This is a genomic window from Streptomyces sp. NPDC002787 (assembly GCF_053592095.1).
Window position 1 is genome coordinate 172,344 of record NZ_JBSFVC010000011.1, and the last position, 25,982, is coordinate 198,325.

The 25,982-nt window shown below is 73.3% G+C and carries 14 protein-coding genes and 1 pseudogene; 9 read left to right on the forward strand and 6 right to left on the reverse strand.

Features of this window, described 5'->3' with window-relative positions:
- Positions 1 to 35: 35 nt before the first annotated feature.
- On the reverse strand, positions 36 to 2,465 hold the full coding sequence (locus ACWD26_RS17310) for a SpoIIE family protein phosphatase (RefSeq protein ID WP_451270821.1): 2,430 nt from the start codon (positions 2,463 to 2,465) through the stop codon (positions 36 to 38).
- 263 nt (positions 2,466 to 2,728) lie between these two features.
- Between ACWD26_RS17310 and lanKC the strand changes: the two genes are divergently transcribed.
- From lanKC to ACWD26_RS17330, 4 genes are all read left to right on the forward strand, one after another.
- Positions 2,729 to 5,353, forward strand: coding sequence for a class III lanthionine synthetase LanKC (lanKC, locus tag ACWD26_RS17315; protein WP_451270823.1), 2,625 nt, complete (start codon positions 2,729 to 2,731; stop codon positions 5,351 to 5,353).
- An 86-nt stretch (positions 5,354 to 5,439) separates the two neighbouring features.
- Positions 5,440 to 5,556 (forward strand): SapB/AmfS family lanthipeptide, encoded by a 117-nt coding sequence (locus ACWD26_RS17320; RefSeq protein ID WP_005483995.1) that lies wholly within the window; start codon positions 5,440 to 5,442, stop codon positions 5,554 to 5,556.
- Between the two features lie 172 nt (positions 5,557 to 5,728).
- A complete protein-coding gene (locus ACWD26_RS17325; protein ID WP_451270825.1) occupies positions 5,729 to 7,519 on the forward strand; it encodes an ATP-binding cassette domain-containing protein in 1,791 nt (596 codons plus the stop codon).
- Positions 7,516 to 9,459, forward strand: coding sequence for an ATP-binding cassette domain-containing protein (locus tag ACWD26_RS17330; protein WP_451270827.1), 1,944 nt, complete (start codon positions 7,516 to 7,518; stop codon positions 9,457 to 9,459). The genes ACWD26_RS17325 and ACWD26_RS17330 overlap by 4 nt, the downstream gene beginning before the upstream one ends.
- Here the strand turns inward: ACWD26_RS17330 and ACWD26_RS17335 are convergent.
- Positions 9,406 to 9,924: pseudogene (locus tag ACWD26_RS17335) on the reverse strand (response regulator); the annotation flags it as partial. The gene ACWD26_RS17330 and the pseudogene ACWD26_RS17335 overlap by 54 nt on opposite strands.
- 281 nt (positions 9,925 to 10,205) lie before the next feature.
- On the opposite strand from ACWD26_RS17335, the gene ACWD26_RS17340 reads away from it, so the two are divergent.
- Positions 10,206 to 12,359: a SpoIIE family protein phosphatase gene (locus tag ACWD26_RS17340; RefSeq protein ID WP_451270829.1), complete on the forward strand. Its 2,154-nt coding sequence runs from the start codon at positions 10,206 to 10,208 to the stop codon at positions 12,357 to 12,359.
- 267 nt (positions 12,360 to 12,626) lie between these two features.
- On the opposite strand, the gene ACWD26_RS17345 is transcribed toward ACWD26_RS17340, so the two are convergent.
- A complete protein-coding gene (locus ACWD26_RS17345; RefSeq protein ID WP_451270995.1) occupies positions 12,627 to 14,030 on the reverse strand; it encodes a S1 family peptidase in 1,404 nt (467 codons plus the stop codon).
- An 886-nt stretch (positions 14,031 to 14,916) separates the two neighbouring features.
- Here ACWD26_RS17345 and ACWD26_RS17350 point away from each other — a divergent pair.
- The 4 genes from ACWD26_RS17350 (at position 14,917) to ACWD26_RS17365 (ending at position 21,129) form a co-directional block, all read left to right on the forward strand.
- A complete protein-coding gene (locus ACWD26_RS17350) occupies positions 14,917 to 15,132 on the forward strand; it encodes a hypothetical protein (RefSeq protein ID WP_033528587.1) in 216 nt (71 codons plus the stop codon).
- Positions 15,133 to 15,235: 103 nt separating this feature from the next.
- Positions 15,236 to 16,042, forward strand: coding sequence for an HlyD family efflux transporter periplasmic adaptor subunit (locus ACWD26_RS17355; RefSeq protein ID WP_451270831.1), 807 nt, complete (start codon positions 15,236 to 15,238; stop codon positions 16,040 to 16,042).
- 97 nt (positions 16,043 to 16,139) lie between these two features.
- Positions 16,140 to 18,305, forward strand: coding sequence for an NHLP family bacteriocin export ABC transporter peptidase/permease/ATPase subunit (locus ACWD26_RS17360; RefSeq protein WP_451270997.1), 2,166 nt, complete (start codon positions 16,140 to 16,142; stop codon positions 18,303 to 18,305).
- 1 nt (position 18,306) lies between these two features.
- Positions 18,307 to 21,129, forward strand: coding sequence for an NHLP bacteriocin export ABC transporter permease/ATPase subunit (locus tag ACWD26_RS17365; RefSeq protein ID WP_451270833.1), 2,823 nt, complete (start codon positions 18,307 to 18,309; stop codon positions 21,127 to 21,129).
- 214 nt (positions 21,130 to 21,343) lie between these two features.
- On the opposite strand, the gene ACWD26_RS17370 is transcribed toward ACWD26_RS17365, so the two are convergent.
- The 3 genes from ACWD26_RS17370 to ACWD26_RS17380 all read right to left on the reverse strand — a co-directional run bounded on the left by ACWD26_RS17370 (position 21,344) and on the right by ACWD26_RS17380 (position 25,910).
- Positions 21,344 to 22,651, reverse strand: a complete 1,308-nt coding sequence (locus ACWD26_RS17370) for an MDR family MFS transporter (protein ID WP_451270835.1) — start codon at positions 22,649 to 22,651, stop codon at positions 21,344 to 21,346.
- On the reverse strand, positions 22,648 to 24,117 hold the full coding sequence (locus ACWD26_RS17375; RefSeq protein ID WP_451270999.1) for an ABC transporter permease subunit: 1,470 nt from the start codon (positions 24,115 to 24,117) through the stop codon (positions 22,648 to 22,650). Before ACWD26_RS17375 ends, ACWD26_RS17370 begins: the two co-directional genes overlap by 4 nt.
- 299 nt (positions 24,118 to 24,416) lie before the next feature.
- Entirely contained in the window at positions 24,417 to 25,910 is a 1,494-nt protein-coding gene (locus tag ACWD26_RS17380) for an ABC transporter substrate-binding protein (RefSeq protein WP_451270837.1), read from the reverse strand.
- Between the last annotated feature and the right edge of the window lie 72 nt (positions 25,911 to 25,982).

Here is a 25,982-nt window from a genome sequence, read left to right on the forward strand (position 1 = left end):
GGCCCACCCCGACCGCGGCTGCCACCGCCCTCGGCTCAGCCGATGGGGATCTCCGCCCAGACCTGCTTTCCGCCGCTGACCGGGACGGTGCCCCAGGCCGTGGACACGGCCTCGACCAGGAGGATGCCGCGGCCGCCGGTGGCCTCCCAGCCGATGATGGTGGGCTTCATCGGCGTGCGGGGGGAGGCGTCGGCGACGGCGACGCGGAGGCGGTCGGCCAGGAGGGTGAGGTCGAGGCGGACCCGGCCGTCGGTGTGGACGAGGGCGTTGGTGACGAGTTCGGAGACGACGAGGAGCACGGTGTCGGCCTCGGCCTCGACGCCCCAGGCGCGCAGGACGCGCCGGGTGTAGCGGCGGGCCTGGCCGACCGCCTGGGGGACGCGCCACACGGTCCAGTTCTCGCGCTGCGGACGCAGGGTCATGCCGTCGTAGCGCATGAGGAGCAGGGCCACGTCGTCGTCGCGGTTGGCGCCGGCCAGCAGGGTGTCGGCGACGGCACCGAGGTGGGCGGGGTCGGAGGCCGAGAGCCCGTCGGCGAGCTGGTCCAGTCCGTCCTCGACGTCGAGGTCGGCGGATTCGACGAGGCCGTCCGTGGTGAGGGCGAGCACGGTGCCGGGGGTCAGACGCAGCGGGCTCATCGGGAAGTCGGCCCGCATGACGACGCCGAGCGGCGGCCCGCCCTCCGCCTCGCTGATCTCGGTGGTGCCGTCCGGGTGACGCACCACGGGCGGGACGTGTCCGGCGCGGACGTACCAGGCGGAGCCCTCCTCCATGTCGATGTCGACGTAGCAGCAGGTGGCGAAGAGGTCGGTCTCCATGTCCATGAGGAGCCGGTTGGCGTGCGAGACGACGACGTCCGGGGGGTGCCCTTCCACGGCGTAGGCGCGCAGGGCGGTGCGCATCTGGCCCATCAGGGTGGCGGCGCCCGCGTTGTGGCCCTGGACGTCGCCGATGACGAGGGCCACATGGTTGTCGGGCAGCGGGATGACGTCGTACCAGTCGCCGCCGACCTCGAGCCCGGCGGTCGTGGGCAGATAGCGGGCGACGGCGACCGCGCCGGGCAGCTGGGGCAGGCGGCGCGGGAGGAGGGTGCGCTGGAGCATGCCGACGAGTTCGTGCTCGGCGTCGAAGGCGTGGGCGCGCATCAGGGCCTGCCCGGCGAGGCCCGCGGCGGCGGTGAGCAGGGCGCGTTCCTCGGGGCCGAAGTCGTGCGGGGTGTCCCAGCCGATCAGACAGGCCCCGGCCATACGGCCACCGGCGGGCAGCGGGAGGACGGCCAGGCCGCCGGGGCCGACTTCGGCGAGGGCGGGCTCCAGGGCCGTTCCGGCGGGCCAGATGGCGGCGCGGCCCTCGCGCAGGGCGGCGGCGAGGGTCGGCATGGTGCGCACCGGCGCGTCCGGCCACTCGTAGCGCCATTCGGAGCGCCACACCTCGGGCCAGTCCTCCGGCTGCGGCGGGTCGAGGACGGTGACGACCAGGCGGTCGCCCTCCAGTTCGGCGAGGGCGATCCGGTCGGCGTGGAGCGGTTTGCGCAGGGCGGTGACCACGGCCTGGCTGACGTCGCGGACGGTGCCGGCGGTGGCCAGGGAGGCGGCGAGGCGCTGGATGCGGGCGACGTCGCCTCGCCCGGTGCGCACGGTGGAGGCGTCGGCGACGGTGCCCACGAGGCGGGCGGGTCGGGCCGGGTCGCCGGGGCTGCCGGGGAGAATCCGGCCGCGCAGCCGCAGCCACTTCTGCTCGCCGGAGGGGAGCAGGATGCGGAACTCCAGCTCGCGGTCGCCGATGGACATGTGGTCCGCCTCCACGACGGACATCAGCGCGGGCAGGTCCTCGGGCACGGTCATCGCGAGCAGGGTCTCGACCCGGCCGTCGAAGTCGTCCGGGCCCATCCCGAACAGTTCCAGCAACTCGCCCTCGACCTCGACCCGTCCGGTGTCCATGGCCAGGTCGAACGAGGCACCGGGCCCAGCCGGCGGGGCGGGGGCGGCGCTGGTGACCGCCTCGGCGAGCAGGTCGAGGCACTGCCGGTCCTCGGTGTCGAAACCGTCCGGACCGTCACCGACGGCGACCAGACAGCCCCGCTCGCGCAGCGGCAGCACGCCCAGCGAGAAGTCCTCGGCGTGTGCGCGCCGGACATCGGCGTCCTGGTGGAGATCGCCGGAGCCCAGCCAGGCCGGCCGGCCCGAGCGGCACGCCTCGGCGACGGGGGCGCTCCCGGACGCCGGGTAGCTGTCGCGGAGCCCGTACAGGGTCCTCGGTACGCCGGCCGAGCCGGCCAGGGAGAGCAGATCGCCCTCACCGTCCGGGATGTACACGGCGGCGACGGTCGCACTCGTGAAGACGAGCACCTGTTCGAGGATGGCGTGGAGCCGCTCGTGCGGATCGAGATCGCCGGTGAGCATCTGGAGGGCAAGCTCGGCACGCAGCGACCTCGTGCCGCGTTCTGGTGCGCCCTCACTGACCACGTCCGCAATTACAACGCTTCCGGCACGCTCGCGCAGCCCCTGCGACCGTTCCACGAAGAGCTCGGGCCGCCCCTTCCGCCCGCCCGGGATCGAAAGGGACCGAACAAGTCTTTACGCGTGCGTTCCGCACGGTGAGCGCGTGACACGCGTGACGGGTTTCTGGTGACAGCCGTGACTGTCGGGCACCCCGGTGGGCTGGAAGGCTCGTCGTGACCCGGCCCAGGGGGCGACGGCAGCGACGGCACACGACCCGGGGGACGCGCATGGACAAGCGGTACGAGGCGTACGCGCTCGCCGACAGACACTTCTACGAGACGCCGGACCGGCTGTCGGCCGGTGACGGCGCCGACACGGCGGCACCCGGCTACGAGACGGCCCGGCGCGCGGTCCCAGAGGGCTGGCGGGCCGCCCGGATCGGGGACTGGCTGACGCTGACCCCGGTCGACGACGGCGGGCGGCCCCGTCCCGGACCCACCCAGGGATGGAAGGTGCACGCCTCCGCCACCCGGGCGAACGCGGACCGGATCGCGGCGATCGTGTGGGACTACTGCGTGCCCCGGCTGATCCCGTTCAAGTTCGTGCCGGGCCCGCATCTGCTGCACCTGCGCAACGCCAAGTACGCGGCCCGCGACACCAGCGGCAAGTTCGTGACGGTCTACCCGGCCGACGAGGAGCAGCTGCGTCTCGTCCTGCGCGAGCTGGGTGAGCTCCTCGAAGGGTTCGACGGCCCGTACATCCTCACCGACCTGCGCTGGAACGACGGCCCCCTGTATGTCCGCTACGGCGCCTTCGCCCGCTCCTTCGTGGTCGACGAGCGCGGCACGCTCGTCCCGGCCGTCCGCGACGGCGAGGGGACGCTGGTGCCGGACCAGCGGAAGCCGACGTTCCATGTCCCCGAATGGGTGACGCTGCCCGCGTTCCTGGAACCGCAGCTCGCGGCCCGCAACACCACCACGGTCGGCGATCTGCCGTACCGCATCGAGAAGGCGCTGCACTTCTCGAACGGCGGCGGGGTGTACGTGGGCACCGACACCCGAGACGGCCGCGAGGTCGTCCTGAAGGAGGGGCGCCCGCACGCCGGGCTGGCCGCCGACGGGGCCGACGCGGTGACCCGGCTGGAGCGGGAGAAGGCCGCGCTGGAGCGGCTGGCGGGGCTGGGGGTCGTGCCCGAGGTGCGTGACTGGTTCACGCTCGGCGACCACCGCTTCCTCGTGATGGACTTCGTCGAGGGCCGCCCGCTCAACTCGTACGTCGCCGAACGGCATCCGCTGCTCGCGTCGGACCCCGAGCCGGGCGCGGTCGCCGCGTACACGGCCTGGGCGTTACGCGTCCACCGAGCCGTCGAGGAGGCGGTCGAGGCCGTGCACGCGCGCGGAGTCGTCTTCAACGATCTGCACGTCTTCAACATCATGGTCGCGCCCGACGAGCGGTCGGTGTCCTTGCTGGACTTCGAGGCGGCGGCACCGGCGGAGGAGAACGGCCGCCAGATCGTCGCCCACCCCGGTTTCCTGGCCCCCCAGGACCGCACCGGCCCCGCCGTCGACCGTTACGCCCTCGCCTGTCTGCGCCTCGCGCTGTTCCTGCCGGTCACCTCGCTGTTCGTGGTGGACCGGGGGAAGGCCGCGCATCTGGCCGAGGTGATCGCGGAGCAGTTCCCGCAGGTGCCGCGAGGATTCCTCGACGAGGCGGTCGCGGAGATCACCCGTGGCGCTTCCGCGCCGAGCGGGGCCCCCGCCTCGCCACTCTTCCTCCCCGGCGAGCCCGCCGACTGGTCCCTCGCCGAACCGAGCGACTGGCCCTACAGCCGGGACTCGATGGTCAAGGCGATCCTGGCCTCGGCCACGCCGGAGCGTGACGACCGGCTCTTCCCCGGGGACGTCGCCCAGTTCTCCGACGGGGGCGGCCTCGGACTCGCGCACGGCGCGGCGGGGGTGCTGTACGCGCTCGCGGAGACCGGCGCCGAGCGGTACGAGGAGGGCGAGCGCTGGCTGCTCAATCACACGGACCCGGTGCCGATCGGGACCCCGCTCGGCCTGTACGACGGGCTGGCGGGCGTCGCGTACGCCCTGGACCGACTCGGACACCGGCAGCGGGCCCTGGACCTGGCCGAGCGGATCCTCGCCGAGAAGTGGCACAGGCTGTCGTCCGACCTGCGCGGCGGTCTGGCCGGGCTCGGCCTGGTACTCGACGAGTTGGCGCGGACCACCGGTGAGTCCGAGCTGCGCGAGCACGCGGCCAAGGCCGCGCGGCTGCTCCTCGGCCGCCTCGCCGAGCCCCGCACGGCACCGCCCCGCCGCCGCGCGGGCCTGCTGCGCGGCGCGAGCGGACCCGCGCTGTTCCTGCTGCGCCGGTACGAGGTCACGGGCGACGACGCGCTGCTCGACGCGGCGCGCGAGGCGCTGCGCCAGGACCTGGAGTGTCTGGTCGAGCAGAAGAACGGCGGGCTGGCCGTCGACGAAGGGTGGCGGACGATGCCGTATCTCGGCGACGGGAGCGTGGGCGTCGGGATGGTGCTCGACGACTGTCTGGACCTGATGGCCGGCACCGGAGCGGACGAGTTCAGGCGAGTGCGTGCGGGCATCCTCGCCGCCGCCGGCTACCGCTTCTACGCGCAACCGGGGCTGTTCGAGGGCCGCGCCGGCATGATTCTCCACCTCGCCCGGACCGGTGCCCCGCGCGAGCGGTTGGCGGAGCAGATCGCCGCGCTCGGCTGGCACGCGATGCCGTACCAGGGGCAACTGGCCTTCCCCGGAAACCACCTGATGCGGCTCTCCATGGACCTCGCCACCGGAACGGCGGGCTGCCTGCTGGCGCTCGGTGCGGCCCACGCCTGCGACGACGCCCCGGCACACCTGCCGTTCCTGCCGCCGCGACGGCGGCCCCTATGACGCGGTTCCGCCGCCCGGCGGAGTCGTGACGCGACACCTCCGTCCCCAAGGGCCCCTGTGTGGGCCACCGATCGAAAGGAATCGACATGGCACTGCTCGACCTCCAGACGATGGAAGCCGACGAGACGACCGGCACCGGCGGCCCCAGCTCCCTGAGCGTGCTGTCCTGTGTGAGCGCGGCGAGCATCACGCTCTGCCTCTGACCTGCCCCGCACGGGGCGTCCTCGGCGTCCATGACGTCCATGGCGTCCGGGGCGTCCCGTCGGACCGGCGTGGCACCTGAGTCGCGCCGACCGCTCCGGACGGCTCCTCTCCCTGTCCGGGGAGGGGCCGTCCGGGGCACAGCCATCCCGGACATCCCACGTCAGGACGGGTATGCCGACCCTCATCGAAGCCGGTGCCCCCGGCCCGGCCGCCACGTCCGTTCCCCTGCTGCGCTCGACCGTCCGGCACTCCGGCCCCCGTTGCGCGGTTCTGGCCCTCGTGGCCGTGGCCGCCACGGGGGCGAACCTGTTGCTGCCACTGGCGCTGGGCCGGGCTCTGGATCTGCTGCTGGCCGACGACCCGGACGGCACGCGCGGGGTGCTGTGGTGCACGGCGCTGGTCCTCGCCCTCGCCGTCCTGGACGCGGTCGAGACCGTGGTCGGCGGAACCACGAGCGCCCGGGCCACCGCGTGGCTGCGCCACCGGCTCGTCGGGCATGTGCTGGCCGTGGGGCCCCGGGCCGTCGGCCGGTTCGGGCCGGGGGATCTGGTGGCCCGGATCGTCGGCAACGCCGCCCAGGCGGGGACCGCGCCCGCCACGGTCGCCGCGCTGGTGGCCGCCCTGGCCGCACCGGTGGGCGCGGTGGTGGCGCTGGGGCTGATCAGCCCCTGGCTCGCGGCGGTGTTCCTGGGCGGCGCCCCGCTCCTCGCCCTCCTCCTGCGCGCGCTCGCCCGGGACTCCTCCGCGTGTGTGACCCACTACCAGCGGGCCCAGGGCCGTATCGCGGGCGGGCTCGCCGAGGCGGTCGCCGGGTTCCGTACGATCGCCGCCGCCGGGACCGCCGACCGGACCGTCGCCCGTGTCCTGCGCCCCCTGCCCGAACTCTCCCGCGCGGGGCACCGCATGTGGCGCGTCCAGGGACGCGCCGCCGCGCGCGCGGCCGCCGTGGCCCCGCTCCTGCAACTCGGCGTCGTGGCCACGGCGGGCGTCCTGCTCGCCGGGCGGCAGCTGTCCGTGGGCGAGTTGCTGGCCGCGTCCCGCTACGTCGTGCTGGCCGCGGGGGTCGGCGTCCTGGTCGGGCAGCTCTCCGGCCTCGTCCGCGCGCGTGCGGCGGCCGCCCGGCTCGACGAGCTGCTGACCGAGCCGGCGACGACGTACGGCGACCGCGGGCTGGACGGGGCAAGCCCCTGCGAACAGGGGCGGCTGGAGCTGCGCGGCGTGACCGTCCGCCGGGGTGGACGGACCGTGCTGGACGGCGTCGACCTCGTGGTCCCGGCCGGGACCACGCTCGCCGTCGTCGGACGCTCGGGCGCGGGCAAGTCACTGCTCGCGGCGGTCGCCGGGCGGCTGACGGACCCGGACGAAGGGGAGGTACGGCTCGACGGCGTGCCCCTGCCCGCACTGGACCGCCGGGAGCTGCGCCGGGCGATCACCCACGCCTTCGAACGCCCGGCCCTGCTCGGCGACTCCATCGAGGACACGATCGCCTTCGGTGCGTCCCGCCCCTCCCCGGCCCGCATCCGGGAGGCCGCGCGTGCCGCGCACGCCGACACCTTCGTCCGCCGCCTCCCCGACGGCTACGCCACGCCCTGCGCCGACGCCCCGCTGTCGGGCGGCGAGGCCCAACGCCTGGGCCTCGCCCGGGCGTTCGCCCGCGACAGCCGTCTCCTCGTCCTCGACGACGCCCTCTCCAGCCTGGACACCGTCACCGAGCACCACATCGCCGAGGCCCTCCTGCACGCCACCCCCACCGGCAGCCGTCTGGTCGTCGCCCACCGGGCCGCGACGGCCGCCCGCGCGGACGCCGTGGCGTGGCTGGAGAAGGGGAAGGTACGGGCGGTGGGTCCGCACGCGGAGTTGTGGGGGGTGGCGGGGTATCGGGAGTTGTTCGGCGCGGGGGGTGGCGCCGAAGCGGAGGACGACACGGGCACGTGCGGTGGGCCGGTCGGAGGCGGCCGATGAGGCGGCCGACGAAGGGCGGCCTCGCCCCTCGTGGCCTGCGCTTCCTGCGGCGCCGTGTGCGGGTCGTCGTACGGCTGGCCCTGTGGTCCGTGCTCGAAGCGGGGCAGACCTTCCTCATGGGGTACGCCCTGGCGCGGGCCCTCGACGACGGGTTCCTGGCCGGGCACGTGGGCGTCGGGCTGGGGTGGCTCGGGGCCGGGGCGGGGGCCGTGGCCGTCGGGGCGTTCGGGACGGGGCGGGTGTACGGCTGTGTGGCGGCGCTGGTGGAGCCGTTGCGGGACCGGCTGGTGCGGGGGGTGGTCGAGCGGGGGGTGCGGGAGGCGGACGGCGGGGCGTTGTCCGGGCTGACCCAGCAGGTGGAGATCGCCCGGGACACCTTCGCCGGCCTGGTGATGGTGTCGCGCTCGTTCCTGTTCACCGCCGCCGGGGCGCTCGTCGGGCTGTTCTCGCTGGCCCCGCCGCTGCTGCTCGTGGTGGGCCCCCCGCTGGTCGTCGGCGTGACCCTCTTCCTGGCGACGCTCCGGCCCCTGGCCCGCAGGCAGGAGGAGTTCCTCGTCGCCGACGAGGCCCTCGCCGACCGTTGGGGCGCCGTCTGCCCGGGGCTGCGGGACATCACGGCGGCCGGCGCGGAGGACGTCGTCGCCGCCGACGCCGGCCGGTTGGTCGAAGCCGAGCACCGGGCCGCGCGCTCGCTGGCCCGCTGGGGCGTCGTCCGCGTCGCGTCCCTGGCGATCGGCGGCCAACTGCCCGTCGTCCTGCTGCTGGCCGCCACCCCCTGGCTGCGCGACCACGGAGTCACCGCCGGGGCCCTGATCGGCGCCCTCGCCTACGTCACCCAGTCCCTCCTCCCCGCCCTCCAGAACCTGGTCCTCGGTCTGGGCACCAGCGGCTCCCGGCTGGCGGTGGTGCTGCGCAGGCTGGTCCCGCCGGACGCGCCCGAGAGCCCAGCGCCCGCACACGCCCCGGCAGGCCCCGCGCTGCCGGAACACGGCTCGCCGGCGTGGCCCCCGTCCTCCGACGCCGGTCCCGCCACCGCTCCCCCACCCCACCCGACCACCGATGCCCTCACCCTCTCCTGCGTCACCTTCGCCTACGGCCCCCGCGGCACCCCCGTCATCGACGACCTCAGCCTCCGTCTCCCCCACGGCACCCACCTGGCCGTCGTAGGCCCGAGCGGCATCGGGAAGTCCACCCTCACCGGGCTCGCCGCCGGTCTCCTGCGCCCCCGGCGCGGCACCGTCCACTTGTGTGGGCAGCCGGTACCGGGCGTCACATCCCGCGCACACCGGGTGCTCATTCCGCAGGAGGCGTACGTCTTCAGGGGATCCCTCGCGGAAAACGTCGGCGAGCTGCGGCCGAAACCCGTGCCCGAGGAGGAGCTGTGGGCCGCCGCCGAGGCCGTGGGGCTCACCGATCTGCTGGTCCGGCTCGGCGGTCCGGCCGCCGAGGTCGACCCGGGCGCGCTGTCCGCCGGGGAGCGGCAACTGATCGCGCTGGCCCGGGCGTATCTGTCGTACGCGTCGGTAGTGATCCTCGACGAGGCGACCTGTCACCTGGACGCGCGGGCGGAGGAACGCGCGGAGCGGGCCTTCGCCCGGCGACCGGCGACCACCCTCGTGGTGGTCGCCCATCGCGTCAGTTCGGCCCGGCGCGCGGAGCGGGTGCTGGTCATGGACGGGCGGTCCGTCGCGTACGGGGACCACGACGAGCTGCTGGCACACTCGCCGCTCTACCGGGACCTGGTCGGCGCCTGGTCGCCCGCGACGGCGCCTCCCCTCGACGGCCGTCCGCCGGGGCGTGCCTCAGAGCCAGCCCTCTCCCTGCGAGATCCGGATGGCGTCGATCCTGTTGCGCGCCCCGGTCTTGCGGGTGATGGCGGCCATGTAGTTGCGCACGGTCCCGTGGGAAAGGTGCAGGCTGCCGGCGATCTCGGCGACTGAGGCACCCTCGGCGGCCAGGGACAACACACTCAACTCGCGGCGCGTCAGCGGCATTTCGGCGGCCTTGAGGAAACCGAAACCGAGGGAGTCGTCGATGAAACGTTTCCCTCGGGCGACCTCGTGGATCGCGGACACCAGCCGCTGCGGTGAGCCCTCCTTGTCCACGTACCCGAGGGCCCCGGCCTCGGCCGCGCGCTTGAGCAGTCCGGGTCTGCTCGCGTGGGCGAGCACCACCAGCCCGGGGGCGGGGGCTCCCGCGCCGCGCAGGTCGGCGAGGGGCTGGATGCCGACCGCGTCCGCGCAGTCCAGGTCCGCCGCGCAGACGTCGGGCCGCAGGGACCGTACGCGCCCCGGCGCCGAGCGCCAGGGCGTGTGGTACACCGCCAGGTCGGGTTCCTGGCGGAGCCACTCCGCCAGCACCGACCTGACCAGACACTCGTCGTGCACGAGAAGTACCCGGATCACGTTCGCCCCTCCGCCTGCCGGCCGCCGTTTCCTCCGCCTCAGCGCGTGCCCATTGTTGGCGGACCCGACCGCGCCCGGGCGCGAAGAACCAGCCAACGGGGTGCGTGGGGGCGCACTCGCGGCGCCCGTGCGTGAGTCCGCGCATCATCGAGGGGGCATGGGCCGGGCGAGAAGGGGTACGGCGATTCGTCCGCGGCACGGCGCTCGCCGTGCGGGGGCGGCCGCCTAGGAGGAGCCTTGACCCTGGGGCCGTCGCGTGGCCGTGCGAGGAGGTGGTCGGCATGTCCGACGTCCATGCGTCCCGGGGGCGGACGACCGTCGAGACCGCCCGCGTCGGCCATCCGCTGCTGTCACTGGCGCTGGCCGCGATGATGGACGACGTAGGGGCCCACTCCGGCGCCGTGTATCTGCTGACGCCCGACGAGCCGGTCCTGGAGATGGCGGTGATGGCGGGCCTGCCGAGGTCGTTCGCCGCGCCCTGGGAGCGGGTGTCGCTGAGTGCGCCGGTCCCGGTCTCCGAGGCCGTGCGGGGGCGGCGGCTGGTGTGGGTCAACGGCGAGGAGCAGATGGCCCGCCGCTATCCCCGGATGGCCATGGTGCTGCCCTACCCCTTCGCCCTGGCCGCGCTGCCGGTGGCGACCCGCGACACGACCTACGGCGCCGTCTTCCTGACCTGGCCCGGCTCGCACCCGCCGGAGCTCAGCGACCGCGAGCGCGACCAGCTGACCTCGGCCTGCGACCGCCTCGCGATGCGGCTGCGGCGCGCGGAGGAGGAAGGCCGGCCGGTGCTGCCCGAGCCGGACCTGTCGGCGCCGTCGACGACCACGGTCGCCGGGACGCTCGGCACGGTGGAGGCGGCGCGGATGGTGGCGCGGCTGCCGTACGGGATGTGCGCGCTCGATCTGCACGGGCGGATCACCTTCGCCAACGCGGCCACGGCGGAGCTGCTGGGCATCCCGGTGAGCGGGCTGCTGGGCACCCAGCTGTGGGCGGCCGTGCCGTGGCTCAACGATCCCGCCTACGAGGACCGGTACCGGGCCGCGCTGATGAGCCAGCACGTGACGTCGTTCGTGGCGCTGAAACCGCCGAACGACTGGCTGTCGTTCCGGCTGTACCCGGGTTCGAACGGGCTGAGCGTGCGGATCTCGCGGGCCCGCGCGGTCGCCGAGGCCGAGCACGCCGCGCGCCTGGAGGGCGACGGTACGGGCCGTCTGGTGACGATCAACCACGTCCTGGCGCTCGCGAGCGCCCTCACCGAGGCGATCGGCGTGCAGGACGTGGTGGAACTGGTCGCCGACGAGATCGTTCCGGCCATCGGCAGCCAGGCCCTGGTGATGCTCGGCTCGCGCGGCGGGCGCCTGCATGTGCTCGGGCACCGCGGGTACGCGGACCCGCACCTCGTGGAACGCTTCGACGGCGTGCCGCTCACCGCGCCGACGCCCGGGGCCCACGCCCTGACCTCAGGGGTGCCCGCCTTCTTCGAGTCCCGGCAGCAGCTGGAGCACCTCTATCCGATGCGGCAGAGCACCCCCGACGGACTGGGCGCCTGGGCGTATCTCCCGCTGATCGCCTCCGGGCGGCCGGTGGGCACCTGGGTACTCGGGTACGCGGACCCGCATCCGTTCCCGGCCGACGAGCGCGCGGTGCTGACCAGCCTCAGCGGCCTCATCGCCCAGGCGCTGGAGCGGGCACTGCTGTACGACGCCAAGCACCAGGTGGCGCACGGGCTGCAGAAGGCGCTGCTGCCGCACTCGCTGCCGTCGATCCCGGGGATCGAGGCGGCCTCCCGCTACCTGCCCGCCACCCGGGGCATGGACATCGGCGGCGACTTCTTCGACCTGGTGCTCTCGCACGGGCGGGCCTCGGCCGTGATCGGCGACGTCCAGGGGCACAACGTGACGGCGGCGGGGCTGATGGGACAGATCCGGACGGCGGTCCGCGCGTACACGACGGTCGGGCAGGCGCCGGAGGAGGTGATGAGCAGCACCAACCGGCTGCTGATCGACCTCGGTTCGGAGCTGTTCGCCAGTTGTCTGTATCTACGGCTCGATCCGGAGCACGGGACGGCCGTCATGGCGCGGGCGGGGCATCCGCCGCCGTTGCTGCGCCGGCCGGACGGGAAGGTGAGGGTGCTGGACCTCGCGGGCGGTCCGCTGCTCGGCATCGACGCGGCCGCGACGTATCCGACGACCGAGGTGGCGCTGGCCGAGGGGTCGGTGCTGGCGCTCTACACCGACGGGCTGATCGAGTCGCCGGGTGTCGACATCGAGGACGCGCTGGTGGATCTCGGGGAGCGGCTGGCGACGGCGGCGGCGGCCGGAGAACGGTCACTGGACGCGCTGGCCGACTGTCTCGTGCGGGAGATCGAGGCGGCGGAGGAGCGGGCCGACGATGTGGCGTTGTTGCTGCTTCGGGCGACCGGCTCCGCCGGGTGATGCCGCGCCTTTCGGGGTTGTCGTCGACTGCGGGTGCGTCGTGGCTGGTGGCGCGGTTCCCCGCGCCCCTTGTGGGGCTGCGCCCCATCGGGCGGCCTGCCTCTGGACGCGAATCGGTCCGGCCCTCCCGCCGGAGGGCCGGACCGTTCCACCTGTCGGCCGGAACCGCTGTGGTGGGGCCGACAAGTGGGCCGTGGGACTTCGGCCGGGGGTCAGTGGCCGCTGATCCCGGGCCGTCGTCCACGTATTGGTTTCTTCGGTGGCGTCCTACTGCTCGGTGCCCTGCTCCTCGACACCCTGGTCGCCGATGCCCTGCTCCTGCTCATGGCCCGCGCCGGCGGCGTCGCCGGCACCGGCCGCCGCACCCGCGTCACCCGCACCGGCGGCAGCGGCACCTTCCTCACCGGCACCGGCGGCAGCGGCCTCTTCCGCGCCCGCGCCGGCGGCAGCGGCGCCCTCTTCCTCACCGGCCCCGGCCGCAGCGGCACCTTCCTCGCCGGCACCGGCGGCGGCACCGCCGTCAGCCTCTTCGCCGGCGCCCGCGGCGTCACCGGCACCGCCGGCCGCCTCCTCACCGGCGCCCGCGCCGGCGTCGCCGAGCGTCGCACCGGTCGCCGCGAGGGCGGTGGTGACCGGCTGGAAGAAGGTCTCGCCGCCGACGGTGCAGTCGCCGCTGCCGCCGGAGGTCAGACCGATGGCCTGGCCGTCCTCGGTGAACAGCGAGCCGCCACTGTCGCCGGGCTCGGCGCAGACGTTGGTCTGGATGAGGCCGGTGACCGTGCCCTCGGGGTAGTTCACCGTGGCCTCGAGGCCGGTGACCTGGCCGTCGGCGAGCCCGGTGGTGCTGCCCATACGGAAGACCTGGAGGCCGACCGTGGCCTCGCCGGCCGCGTTGATGTTGACCGTCTGGCCGTTGCCGAGGTCGACCGTGCTGGCCGCCTGGGTCGCCGGGTCGTTGTAGTTGACCAGGGCGAAGTCACCGGCGCCGGGGAACGTGGCGGTCGCGGCGTCGACCGTGCCGATCGGGGCGCCGCCCTCCTCCTCGGACCACTCGGCCTCGGCGACACCGCAGTGACCGGCGGTCAGGAAGGCCGGGGCGCCTTCGGCGTTGACGACGTTGAAGCCGGCCGAGCAGCGCGCGCCGCCACCGAAGATGGCGTCGCCGCCTTCGAGGAAGGGCTTGAACGTGCCGGCGGACTTCTTGATGGTCGCCATGCCCGTGCCGAGCGACTTGACGGTCGACTCGATGGTGTCCCAGTTCTCGCCCGTGACCGTGGAGTCGGCGGTGACCTGGATCTTGTTCGTGCGGGGGTCGATCGCCCAGGCGGTGCCCGGGACGGTCGCCTGCTCCTTCAGCGTCGCCGCGCCCTTCTGGAGCTCGGACCAGCTGTTGTCGACCTCACGGACCTCCGCACCGGCCGACTGGGCCTGGATGATCACGTTGTTGTCGTCACCGTCGATCTCGAGGCCGTCGATGACGTTGATGATGAGCTGCTGCTCGCCCGAGTCGTAGTACGCGCCTGCGAACGCGTCGCCGAGCAACTCCTGCAGCTGGGAGGCGAGATCCCCGGCGTCACTCGCGGCGAGCGTCTTCGGGGCCGCGCCCTTCGACTCCGTCTGCGACGCCATCGCGTTGGGCAGGATGAGGGCCGCCGCCCCGATCGCCGCCACTCCGCCTGCGGCTATGAAGGCCTTACGCTTGGTGGCTCGTTTGTGACTCAACTCTTGACCTCCTGGGGACGGGGTCCGTGCCGCCGTCCGGCGGGTGAACTGGGGGCGCCTGGTTGCCAGTTGGTACGGACGGTTCCGATGGGGTGTTCAACGCTCCGCAAAAAGATTTCGATCTTCCGTTTCGCAAAGTGCGCTACGCCCCCCGTTCGGGTGCCATTTCACGACTTCCCGCCCGGGCCGGCCCGCCGGGGTGCCCGCGCTCCCCCGCGCGGGTCCGCGGGAACGATGTCCGCATGACGCTCACACACCACGGTCCAGCAGTCGGCGAGCTTTCAGCTGGCCGTCGTGGGTGAGGACGTGCTCGTCGAGGCGGCGCTCACGAGCTCGGCCGCCGGACGGCGTTCGCCGACATCTCCGGCCCGACTCCGGTCCGACACATTCAGCCACCGGCCGGTAGCCGTCCGTCCTCCATGTCGGCCGGAAAACCGGCTTCAGCGAATCTCCACACCGAATGCTCAGCGAAGTCACGGCGGGCCAGGGATCTGCACACCGGCACCCCTGCCCGCCGTGCCTTTGAGGCGGACTGTCCATTTCGTTTTCCGGCTGGCAATGAACGAGGTATGACGATGCCGCGATCCGCGTGAAGAAACTGCCCCCAAGGCGTGGGCAGGCCTGCACGGATGAGCCGTCATGGTCACCAAGTGCCCAGGTGGGAGCCCATGTTGATTGGAGGTGCGCGGCGGCGATCTGCTTTGATCCATCGCACCGCGGGAGCCGCCAAGCTCTCGGAGACGAGAAGTGGGCACCCACGTACGCGGCCGTCGTTCTGTCCCCAGAAGGGGGCCGCTCCCCCCTTATGAATAGCTATACGAAGGGAAGTTCCATCATGAACTCCACCCCCCAGGTTGAGACCGCCGAGATCTCGGACGCCGCCCTCGACGCCGTCTCCGGTGGCCTCTCGGTCAACGCCGTCGGCACCGTCACCGGCCTGGTGGACGGCATCGCCCCGGTCTCCGGCCTGGTCAACACGGCCGTCGGCACCGTCGAGGGTGTCACCGGGCTGAACACCGCCCCGGTCACGAGCCTGGTCGCCGGTCTCTGATCGAGCCCTGGCGCCGCTGAGTCCCGGAACCACCTGACAGGTTCCGGGACTCTCGGGCGCCCTGAAGTCCTTTGTCTCCTGGTGCGCAGGTGAGGGAAGTCCCGTGCAGTTCCGCCAACAGGCCCTCGCCAAACTCCAGTCACCGGAGGAACTCGACCTCCCGGTGCGTTTCGCCCGCCCGCAGGGCTGGCTGGTGCTGTCCGTGACGGTCGTCGCCATGGCCGCCGCGTCCGTGTGGGCCGTCACCGGCTCCGTCGCGTCCACGGTCAGCGCGCCCGCCGTCCTCACGCACGGGCAGGGCAGTTACGTGCTCCAGAGCCCGGTCGCCGGACAGGTCACCGCCGTCCTCGCGAAGCAGGGCGAGCGGCTGCCCGCCAAGTCCCCCGTGCTGAAGGTCGCCACCGCCGACGGCGAGACCGTCGTACGGTCCGTCGCGGCCGGCCGTGTCTCCGCGCTCGCCGCCACGATCGGCCAGATCATCCAGACCGGCGCCGATGTCGCGGCCATCGAGAAGGTCGCCGACGCCGACGACCCGCTCTACGCGACGGTCTACGTCCCCGCCGAGAACGCCGCCTCGATCCCGGAGAACGCCGAGGTGGACCTGACCGTGCAGTCGGCGCCCACCCAGCGGTACGGCGTGCTGCGCGGCCATGTGAAGACGGTGGACCGCGCCGCGCAGACCCCGCAGTCGATCGGCGCGTTCCTCGGGGACAGCCAGCTCGGCGAACAGTTCACCAAGAAGGGCCGGCCGGTGGCCGTCACCGTACGGCTGGACCGGAAGGCGTCGACCGAGTCGGGCTACGCGTGGTCCTCGCAGGACGGACCGCCGTTCCGGCTGACCTCCATGACCATGGCCACCGGCTCGATCCGTATGGCCGACGAGCGTCCGATCGATTGGCTGCTCCCGTGACCTCATCCATCGAGGGGCTGCTCCCGTGACCGCATCCCAGGACACCGCGCGGCCACCGGCACGCGGCAGACGCAAGGCCGCCCCGCGGAAGCGGCCGGTGCCCAAGGGCAGCCAGAAGACCGTCCGCACACCGACCGTCCTCCAGATGGAGGCCGTGGAATGCGGCGCCGCCTCCCTCGCCATGGTCCTCGGCCACTACGGCCGGCACATCCCGCTGGAGGAGCTGCGCATCGCCTGCGGTGTCTCCCGGGACGGCTCGCGTGCCAGCAACCTCCTCAAGGCGGCCCGCGGTTACGGCCTGACCGCCAAGGGCATGCAGATGGACGTGGCCGCCCTCGCCGAGGTGAGGGCACCGGCCATCCTCTTCTGGGAGTTCAACCACTACGTCGTCTACGACGGCATGGGGCGCCGCTTCGGCCGGCGCGGCGTCCACATCAACGATCCCGGCAAGGGCCGCCGTTTCGTGCCCATGGAGGACTTCGACTCCAGCTTCACCGGTGTCGTCCTCGTCATGGAGCCGGGCGAGGACTTCACGAGGGGCGGTCGCAAGCCCGGCGTCCTGGGCGCCATGCCCGCCCGGATGCGCGGCACCTCCGGCACCCTGCCGGCCGCCGTCGTCGCGAGCCTGCTCCTGGTCGCGGTCGGCGCGGCGGTGCCCGCGCTGAGCCGCACCTACATCGACATGTTCCTGATCGGCGGGCAGACCTCCCTGCTGGGCGTGCTGTTCGCGTCGATGGGCGCGTGTGTCGTGCTGACGGTCCTGCTGACCTGGCTGCAACAGGCCAACCTCCTGCGCGGCCGCCTGATCTCCTCCACCCTCTCCAGCGCCCGCTTCCTGCGGCACCTCCTCCGCCTGCCCGTCACCTTCTTCTCCCAGCGCAGCCCCGCCGATCTGGTCCAGCGGCTGCAGTCCAACGACGCGGTCGCCGAGACCCTGGCCCGCGATCTCGCGGCCGCCGGTGTGGACGCCGTCGTGGTCGTCCTCTACGCCGTGCTCCTCTACACGTACGATCCGCAGCTCACCTTCGTCGGCATCGGTGTCGCGCTGCTGAACGTGGTGGCGATGCGGGTGGTGATCCGGCTGCGCGCGACGCGTACGGCGAAGCTGCGGGCCGACAGCGCCCGGCTCACCAACACGGCGTACACCGGGCTCCAGTTGATCGAGACGATGAAGGCGACCGGCGGTGAAGAGGGCTACTTCCGCAAGTGGGCGGGGCAGCACGCCACCACGCTGGAGGAGCAGCAGCGGCTCGGGGTGCCGAGCGCCTGGCTGGGGGTCGTCGCCCCGACCCTCGCCACGCTCAACAGCGCGCTGATCCTGTGGATCGGTGGCATGCGCGCGGTCGAGGGCCATATATCCGTCGGCCTCCTGGTCGCCTTCCAGGCCCTGGTCACCCGGTTCACCGCGCCGCTCACCCGCCTCAACGGCGTGGCGGGCCGTATCCAGGACTTCGCGGCCGACGTGGCCCGCCTCAAGGACGTGGAGAACTTCCAGGCGGACCCGCTGTACGCGCGCCCGGACGCCGTCGAGTCCACCCGCCGCCTGCACGGCCACGTCGAGCTGGAGAACATCACCTTCGGCTACAGCCCCCTCGACAAACCCCTGCTCACCGGCTTCGACCTCACCGTGGGCCCCGGCCGGCAGGTGGCGCTGGTCGGCGGGTCCGGCAGCGGCAAGTCGACGGTGTCCCGGCTGATCTCGGGTCTGTACACCCCCTGGGAGGGTGTGATCCGTATCGACGGCCGGCGTCTGGAGGACATCCCGCGCGGCGCGCTCGCCGCCTCGGTCTCCTTCGTCGACCAGGAGGTCTTCCTCTTCGAGGGCACGGTCCGCGACAACGTGGCCCTGTGGGACCCGTCGATCCCGGACGAGGCGGTGGTGGAGGCGCTGCGGGACGCGGCCCTGTACGACGTGGTGACGCGTCGGCCCGGCGGTATCCACAGCAGGGTCGAGCAGGACGGCCGCAACTTCTCCGGCGGCCAGCGGCAGCGTCTGGAGATCGCGCGGGCGTTGGTCCGCAGGCCCAGCATCCTCGTCCTCGACGAGGTGACCAGCGCGCTCGACGCGGAGACCGAGCTGACCGTCATGGACAACCTGCGCAAGCGCGGCTGCGCCTGTGTGGTGATCGCGCACCGGCTCAGCACGGTCCGCGACAGCGACGAGATCGTCGTCCTGCAGCACGGCACGATCGTGGAGCGCGGCCGGCACGAGGAGCTGGTGACACGCGGCGGCGCGTACGCCCAGCTGGTCAGGGAGCGGTGAGATGACGTCCGTACCCGTGGAGGGGGACCTCGTCCTCGGTGCGCTCGGTGCCATGGGCACGCCCCTCGACTGCACCGGCCACACCCGCCTCGACCTCGAAGGCCCCCAGACCCTGTGGCTGGTGGCCTCCGGCGCGCTGGACCTGTTCGCCGTCGACGCCGTCCAGCAGGGCCACTGGCACCACCTGGGCCGCCTCGAAGCGGGCGCGCTGCTGCTCGGCCCGGTCGCCGGACCCCAGCACACGCTGGTGGCCCGCCCGCTCCGCGACTGCGTGGTCCGGCGCATCGGCCTGCGGGAGCTGTACCAGCAGGCCGGCACCGAGACGTGGTCGTACGACGAATGGGGCAACCCCCAGCTGGTGCCCCCGCAGACGAGTCCCCTCGAATACGCCCTCGCCCTGGGCGTCGGCCGCGGCCTGTCGATCCTCTTCCAGGCCCCGATGGCCACCGAGCAGGCCGCCGCGCCCACCGACGACGACGTGTTCTGGATGCAGGTGCCGCCCGGCAGCGTCCAGTACGGCTCGCTGTACGGCGCGGAGGCCGCGGCCGATCTGCTGATGGACCCGGGGGTCTGGCAGAGCATGGTCGACCAGCAGTACCGGCTGCTGGCCACGCTGGACCGCTGGATCGAGCAGCTGGAGCGCAGTCACGAGGACCGTACGGCCGCCGGTATCAAGGCGGGTGAGGCCGTGCGCGCCCAGGCCGACCGCACGCTGCTCGCGTCCATCGGCAAGTCCTCCGCGGCCCGGCGTACGACCGCCGCCGACGCTGACGCCACCTATGCGGCCTGCAAGGTCGTCGCCCAGGCGGCGGGGATCATCCTCTCGGAGCCCGCGCAGAGCGGCACCGAGAGCGACCGGCTCGACCCGGTGGAGCGCATCGCGCTCGCCTCCCGGATCCGCGTCCGCGCCGTACGCCTCACCGGGAGCTGGTGGCGGGAGAACGTGGGTCCGCTGGTCGGGCACCGGGCCCTGTCCGGCGCGCCCGTGGCGTTGCTGTGGCGGCGCGGCGGCTATGTGGCCGTGCAGCCGTCGTCCGGGAGGGAGACGCCGGTCGAGAAGGCGAACGCGGCGGAGTTCGAACCGCGTGCCGTGATGTTCTACCGGCCGCTGCCCGAACGGGTGCCGACCCCGTTGCGTCTGATGCGCTGGAGTCTGCACGGCACCGGTGGCGACATGACGGGCCTGCTGCTCAGCGGTCTGGTGACGGTCGTGCTCGGCTCACTCGTCCCCGTCGCGACGGGCAAGATCCTCGGCGAGTACGTGCCGAAGGCGCAGGAGAGCCTGATCGTGCAGGTCTGCCTGGCGATCATGCTCGCGAGCGTGGTGTCGGCCGCGTTCCTGCTGCTCCAGAACCTGACGATCCTCCGGTTGGAGGGCCGGATCGAGGCGACCCTCCAACCCGCGGTCTGGGACCGTCTGTTGCGGCTCCCCACCAAGTTCTTCGCGTCGCGGTCCACGGGTGAACTGGCCAGCGCGGCCATGGGCATCAGCGCGATCCGCCGCACCCTGGCCGGGGTCGGCCCGGTGGTCGCCCAGTCGGTGACGATCGGCGCCGTGAACCTCGCCCTGCTGCTCTGGTACAGCGTCCCGATGGCCCTGGCGGCGATCGGCATGCTGGTGGTCGTGGCCGCCGTCTTCCTCGGCCTCGGCCTGTGGCAGGTCCGCTGGCAGCGCCGTCTGGTGGTCCTGAGCAACAAGCTGAACAACCAGGCCTTCCAGACCCTGCGCGGCCTGCCGAAGCTGCGGGTGGCGGCCGCCGAGAACTACGCGTACGCGGCCTGGGCGGGCGAGTTCGCGCGCAGCCGGGAGCTGCAGCAGAAGGTCGGCGGGATCAAGAACCTCAACACGGTGCTGGGTGCGGTGTACCTGCCTCTGTGCACCCTGCTGATGTTCATGCTGCTGGCGGGCCCGGCACGGGGGTCGATGTCGGCGGCGGAGTTCCTGACGTTCAACACGTCGGTGACGATGCTGCTGACGTCGGTCACCCAGCTCACGGGCGCGTTCGTGTCGGCGGTGGCCGTGCTGCCGTTGTTCGAGGAGATCAAGCCGGTGCTGGAGGCGACGCCGGAGGTTCGCACGGCGAGCACCCGCCCCGGTGTCCTGACCGGGGCGATCGAGGCCCGCCGGCTGTCCTTCCGCTATGCGGACGACGGCCCGTTGGTGCTGGACGACGTGTCCTTCGACATCGGGCCGGGCGAGTTCGTGGCGATCGTCGGCCCGAGCGGCTGCGGGAAGTCGACTCTGCTGCGCCTGCTCATCGGCTTCGACAAGCCGGTCTCCGGCAGTGTCCTGTACGACGGTCAGGACCTGGGCGCCCTCGACCAGTCCGCCGTACGCCGCCAGTGCGGTGTCGTGCTCCAGCACGCCCAGCCGTTCACCGGCTCCATTCTGGACGTCATCTGCGGCACCGAACCGTTCACGCCCGAGGAGGCGATGGCGGCGGCCGAGATGGCGGGCCTCGCCGAGGACATCAAGCGCATGCCGATGGGTCTGCACACCATCGTGCAGGGCAACGGCGCGATCTCCGGCGGTCAGCGCCAGCGTCTGATGATCGCCCAGGCGTTGATCCGGCGGCCTCGCATCCTCTTCTTCGACGAGGCCACGAGCGCGCTCGACAACGAGACGCAGCGGACGGTCATCGAGAGCACTCGCGCGCTGAACGCCACGCGCGTCGTCATCGCGCATCGTCTGTCCACGGTCATGGACGCGGATCGGGTGGTGGTGATGGAGGACGGCAAGGTGGCGGAAGTGGGTCCGCCGGCGCGGCTGCTGGCGGACCCGGGCGGGCGGCTGCACGAGCTGGTCCGCCGCCAGCTGGCCTAAGGGGTTTCCCATCCAGGGGCTGCGCCCCTTCGACCCCCAGCCGCGGGTCCGGTGTGGGCTGGTCGCGCAGTTCCCCGCGCCCCTGAAAAGCAGGGGCTGCGCCCCCGGCTTTTCGGCCCGCAGGGGCCGTGTCTTTCAAGGGGCGCGGGGAACTGCGCGAGAAGCCCCCACCGGACCCGCACCCGACAACGCACCCCAGTGGGGGTACTCCCTCCTACCGCACGGACTGGCGCGGCAGCAGCGCGATCGAGGCCATCGGAACCACCGCGAGCACCATCCAGGGCACCACGCCCGACACGCCCGCGTCCATCAACGCACCGACCCCCGCACTACCCACCAGCACGATCAGCCCCGACACGGACGACAACGCCCCGGTATACAGCCCCAACCGCCCCTCGGCCGCAAGATCCGGCACCCACGCCCGCGCGACCGGGGCCACCAGCATCTGCCCCACCGTCAACAACACCACGAACCCGGCGGCGGGCAACAACCCCACACCGCCCCTCCACCCGGCGGGCAGAGCCACAGCCACCACCCCGAACCCGGCGGCGATCAGCAGCAAGCCCACCGTCATCGACCGACGCAGATCCAGCCGCTCCCCCACCCACCGCGTGACCGGCAGCTGCGCGGTCACGACAAGCAGCGACGACAACCCGAACAGCCAGGCCAGCGCCGCCTGCGACCCCATGACCCGCTCGACCTCGTCGGGCAGCAGCAGGTACAGCTGGTTGTACGCCAGCAGATACGCCCCGTACGCACAGCACAACGCCAGGAACCGCCGGTTGCGCAACAGGCCACCGAGGCCCCCCTTGACCTCGACCCGCTCCCGCCCCGGAATGTGCTGCGGCAGCAGCCAGGCGTGCCCGGCGAGGACGAGCACGAACACCCCGGCCCCCGCGAGACACACCACCCGGTAGTCCACGGCCAGCAACAGCGCCCCGATCAGCGGCCCCACGAACGCCCCGGCCTGCCCGGCCACCGTGAACAGCGCGAGCACACTCGTACGGGGGCCGCCGCCGGACTCCTCCCAGACCACGGCCTGCCGGGCGACCTCGGACTCGACGGCCGGGGAGAACAGCGCGGCGGCGAAGCCGATCAGCAGGACCGACCCGATGACCGACCAGTCCGCGTCCGCGTAGCCGAGCCACGCGAACCCGGCGATCCGCAGCACGCACCCGGCCAGCACCACCGGCCGTACGCCGTAGCGGTCGGCCAGCGCGCCGCCCACCACGAACAGGCCCTGCTGACTGAAGGTCCGCAGGCCGAGTACGAAGCCGACCATCCAGCCGGCCATGCCTATCGCGGTACCGAGATGCTCGGCGAGGAACGGCAGGACGGCGTAGAAGCCGATGTTGAAGGCGAGTTGGGTGAGGATCAGTAGCCGGAGGAGCGGGTCGAGCTTCGCCCAGGTGCCCCGCCGCGACGGCTTGGTCGGCGCGGCCGACTCGGCCGGCTTGTCGAGTGGCTCGGTGCTCCCTCCCCTCCGGGGCTTAACGCGCGGTTCCTGCTGGGGCTCGGTCATCCGGCTTCTCCGACGGTGTTGGCGACGGCGGGCTTGGGTCGCCGAACGGCCCCGGCGAGCGGGCGGCGCGGCCACCGCACCCCGCCCGCGGCGGTGACCGCCAGCGCGCCCAGGAGGGCGAGTGCGGCGGCGGGGGCGAGGACGGCCCAGGGGGCGCGCTCGGCGTACGGCTGGTTCTCGGCGAGGAGCAGGCCCCATTCCGGGTCCGGCGGCTGGGCGCCGAGGCCGAGGAAGCCGAGGGAGGTGAGGGCGAGGGCCACGCCGGGCAGCCGGAGGAGGGCGTGGCGGGCGACGGGCGGCAGGACGGCGGGCAGCAGTTCGCGGCGGAGCAGATAGCCGTCCCCCGCCCCGAGCCCCTTCGTGGCCGTGATGTGCGTGGTGGCCCGTTCCTGTTCGAGGAGGACGGTGGTGTGCGCAGCCAGGGGCACCCAGGCGACGGCGGCCACGGCCAGCGCGGGTGTCGTCGCTCCGCTGCCGGCGACTCCGGCGACGAGCAGGCCCGCGAGGACCGCCGGTACGGCGTTGACGGTGTCGACGAGGGGCCCGGAGAGCCGGGGCAGCAGTCCGAGCAGGACGCCGGTCAGCAGCGCGGCCGCGCTGATCGCGACGGCCAGGGCGAGGGTGGTGAAGGCGCCGTGGCCGATGCGGGCGAGGAGGTCGCGGCCGAGCGCGTCGGTGCCCAGGGGATGGGCCCAGGAGGGTGGTTGGAGCCGGGCGCCGGTGTCGAGGGTGAGCGGGTCGCGGGTCAGGCCGAGGGCGACCACTCCGAGCAGCAGGGCGCCGTAGAGCAAGGGGGTGCGGCGTGGTGCGGGGGGCCGGGGGCGGTGCAGGGAGTGGAGCGCGCCGTCGCGGAGGGCGGGGCCGATCAGGAGGCGGGCGGCGAGGCGGGCGAGGGCTCCGGCGACGGTGGCCAGCAGGACGAGGGCGAGGGTGCCGGCCTGGAGGACGGGCAAATCCTGGGCGACGGCGGCCTGGAGGGTGGTGCGGCCGAGGCCGGGTATGTCGAAGACCTGCTCGACGGTGACGGCGCCGCCGGTGAGGCCGACCACGAACAGGCCGATGTTGGGCAGCAGTCCGGGTATGCAGCGGCGTACGGCCTGGCGGGCGGTGGCCCGCCCGGATATGCCGCGCGCGGCGGCGGCCAGGGCCCAGGGTTCGGCGAAGGCGCCGGGCAGCAGGTCGTCGAGCATCCGGCCGAGCAGCGCCCCGGCGGGCAGGCCGAGGGCGAGGGCGGGCAGCACCGTCCACCGCGGGCCGTACCAGCCGAGCGCGGGCAGCCAGCCGAGGTGTACCCCGACGACGACGGCGAGCAGGGACGCGGTGAGGAACTCCGGCAGCGCGGCCAGCATGGCCGCCACGCTGCCGCCGCCGCGCCGCTCGTCGAGGCGGCGGTGCGCGCCGAGCCACAGGGTGCGGGAGCAGACCGCCGCGGCCGTGACCGCCGCGACGACGAGCGCGGCGGCCATCAGCAGCAGGGAGACGCCGAGGGCCTGGACGACGGACGGGGTGACCTCGGCGCCGGAGATCCACGAGCGGCCCGCGTCACCGCGCGTCAGCCCGCCGAACCACTCCCCCAGCAGCTTCAACGGGCCTGCGTCGAGGCCGAGTTCGTCCCGTACGGCCGCGAGCACGTCCGGCGTGGGGTCGCGTTCGGCCGAGCGTGCCTTGAGGACGGTGAGGGCCGGGTCGGTGCGCGACAGCCACGGCAGCAGACCGATCCCGCACAGCAGGGCGGCGGCGAGCAGGGCCCGCCAGAGTGCCCGCCTCAGCGCCGGGTCCCCGTTCCGACCAGCGTGCGCTCGTACGGGTCGAGGAGCACGCCCTGCACCGAGTCGGCGACACCGGTGATGATCCGCTGGTGGACGAGGGGGACGGTGGCATCGGTGCCGAGGATCGCCGCCTCGGCGTTCATGGCCGCCTGCTGCCGCTTGGCGGTGTCGGACTCCTTCTCGGCGGCGGTGACGGCCCGGTCGACCTTCTTGTCGCAGAGCAGGGCGAGGTTGTAGCTGCCGTCGCAGGTGAAGTCGCTGGCGAGGATGGAGACGGGGTCGCCGGTGTCGAGCAGGGAGTTGCGGGCGCCGACGAAGGCGTCGAACTTGCCGGCGAGGGCGTCGCTCTCCAGTCGCGAGTACTCGCGGACCTCCAGCTTCACCTTGAACCCGGCCTTCTGGAGCTGCTGTTGCAGCACCTGGGCGACCTCGGGCAGTTCGGGCCGGTTGTCGTAGGTCGCGATGGTCACCGAGGTGGCGTCGGGCTTCGCGGCCTTCGCACGGCCGGTCGGTTCGACACGCTTGCCGGCCGCCCAGGTCACGGCCGGCCCGAAGATGCCCACGCCGGCGTCGGCGTGACCCTCGTACACGTCCTCGGCGAGGACGGAGCCGTCGACGGCCTCGCGGGCGGCGGCCCGGAGCTTCGGGTCCTTGAAGGCGCCGGTCCTGGTGTTGAGGAGGAGGCTGGTGGTGCGGGTGGTGGCCGTTTCCCGCCGGACGCCCTGGTCGAGCGTGGACGCCTGGGACACGGGGACGGCCTCGGCGATGTCGGCCTGGTCGGTGCGCAGGGCGTTGGTGCGGGCGGAGCCGTCGGCTATGAACTTGGCGTCGATGCCGGAGGCCTGGGCCCGCCCGCCCCAGTACTCGTCGAAGCGGTCCAGGGTGGCCGCGCTCGTGCCGGTGACCTTGGTGACCTCGAAGGGACCGGTGGCCGTACCGACCGGGTTCACTCGCTTGCCGCCGTAGGCCTTGGCGGACAGGATCGCGAGGCCGGGGCTGGTGAGCCGGAGCGGCAGGGCGGGGTCCGGGTCCTTCGTGGTGACGCGCACCTGACGGTCGCCGCTCGCCTTGGCGGTGAGCGTGATGCCGGAGAGCGCTGCGGTGACCGGCTCGGCCTCGGTGGCGTGGGTCAGGGCGGCGGCGACGGTGGCCGGGGTGACCTCGGTTCCGTCCTGGAAGGTGGCCTCGCGCAAGGTGAAAAGCCAGTTCCGGTCGTTCTCGCGCGTCCAGGACTCCGCGAGCGCGGGGGCCGCCGCGCCGTTGGCGTCCAGTTTGGTGAGGCCCTCGGTGACGCCGAGGCGGCTGAGGAGGGTGGCGTCGGCGCCGTAGGGGGAGAAGTTCTCGGCGGGCGGGAAGGCAAGGGCCACGCGCAGCCGCGAGCCGTCGGCGGAGTCGTCGTCGGAGGTGCCGCCGCCGGAGGCGAAGCAGCCGGTCAGCACGGGGGCGAGGAGCAGGCCGGCGACGACGCGACGGCGGCGGGGAGAGCGCATGGTCCTTGGTTCTTTGTGAGGGACGGGAGCGGTCCGGTGGGGCGCGACACAGCCTACATGACAATGATTTTC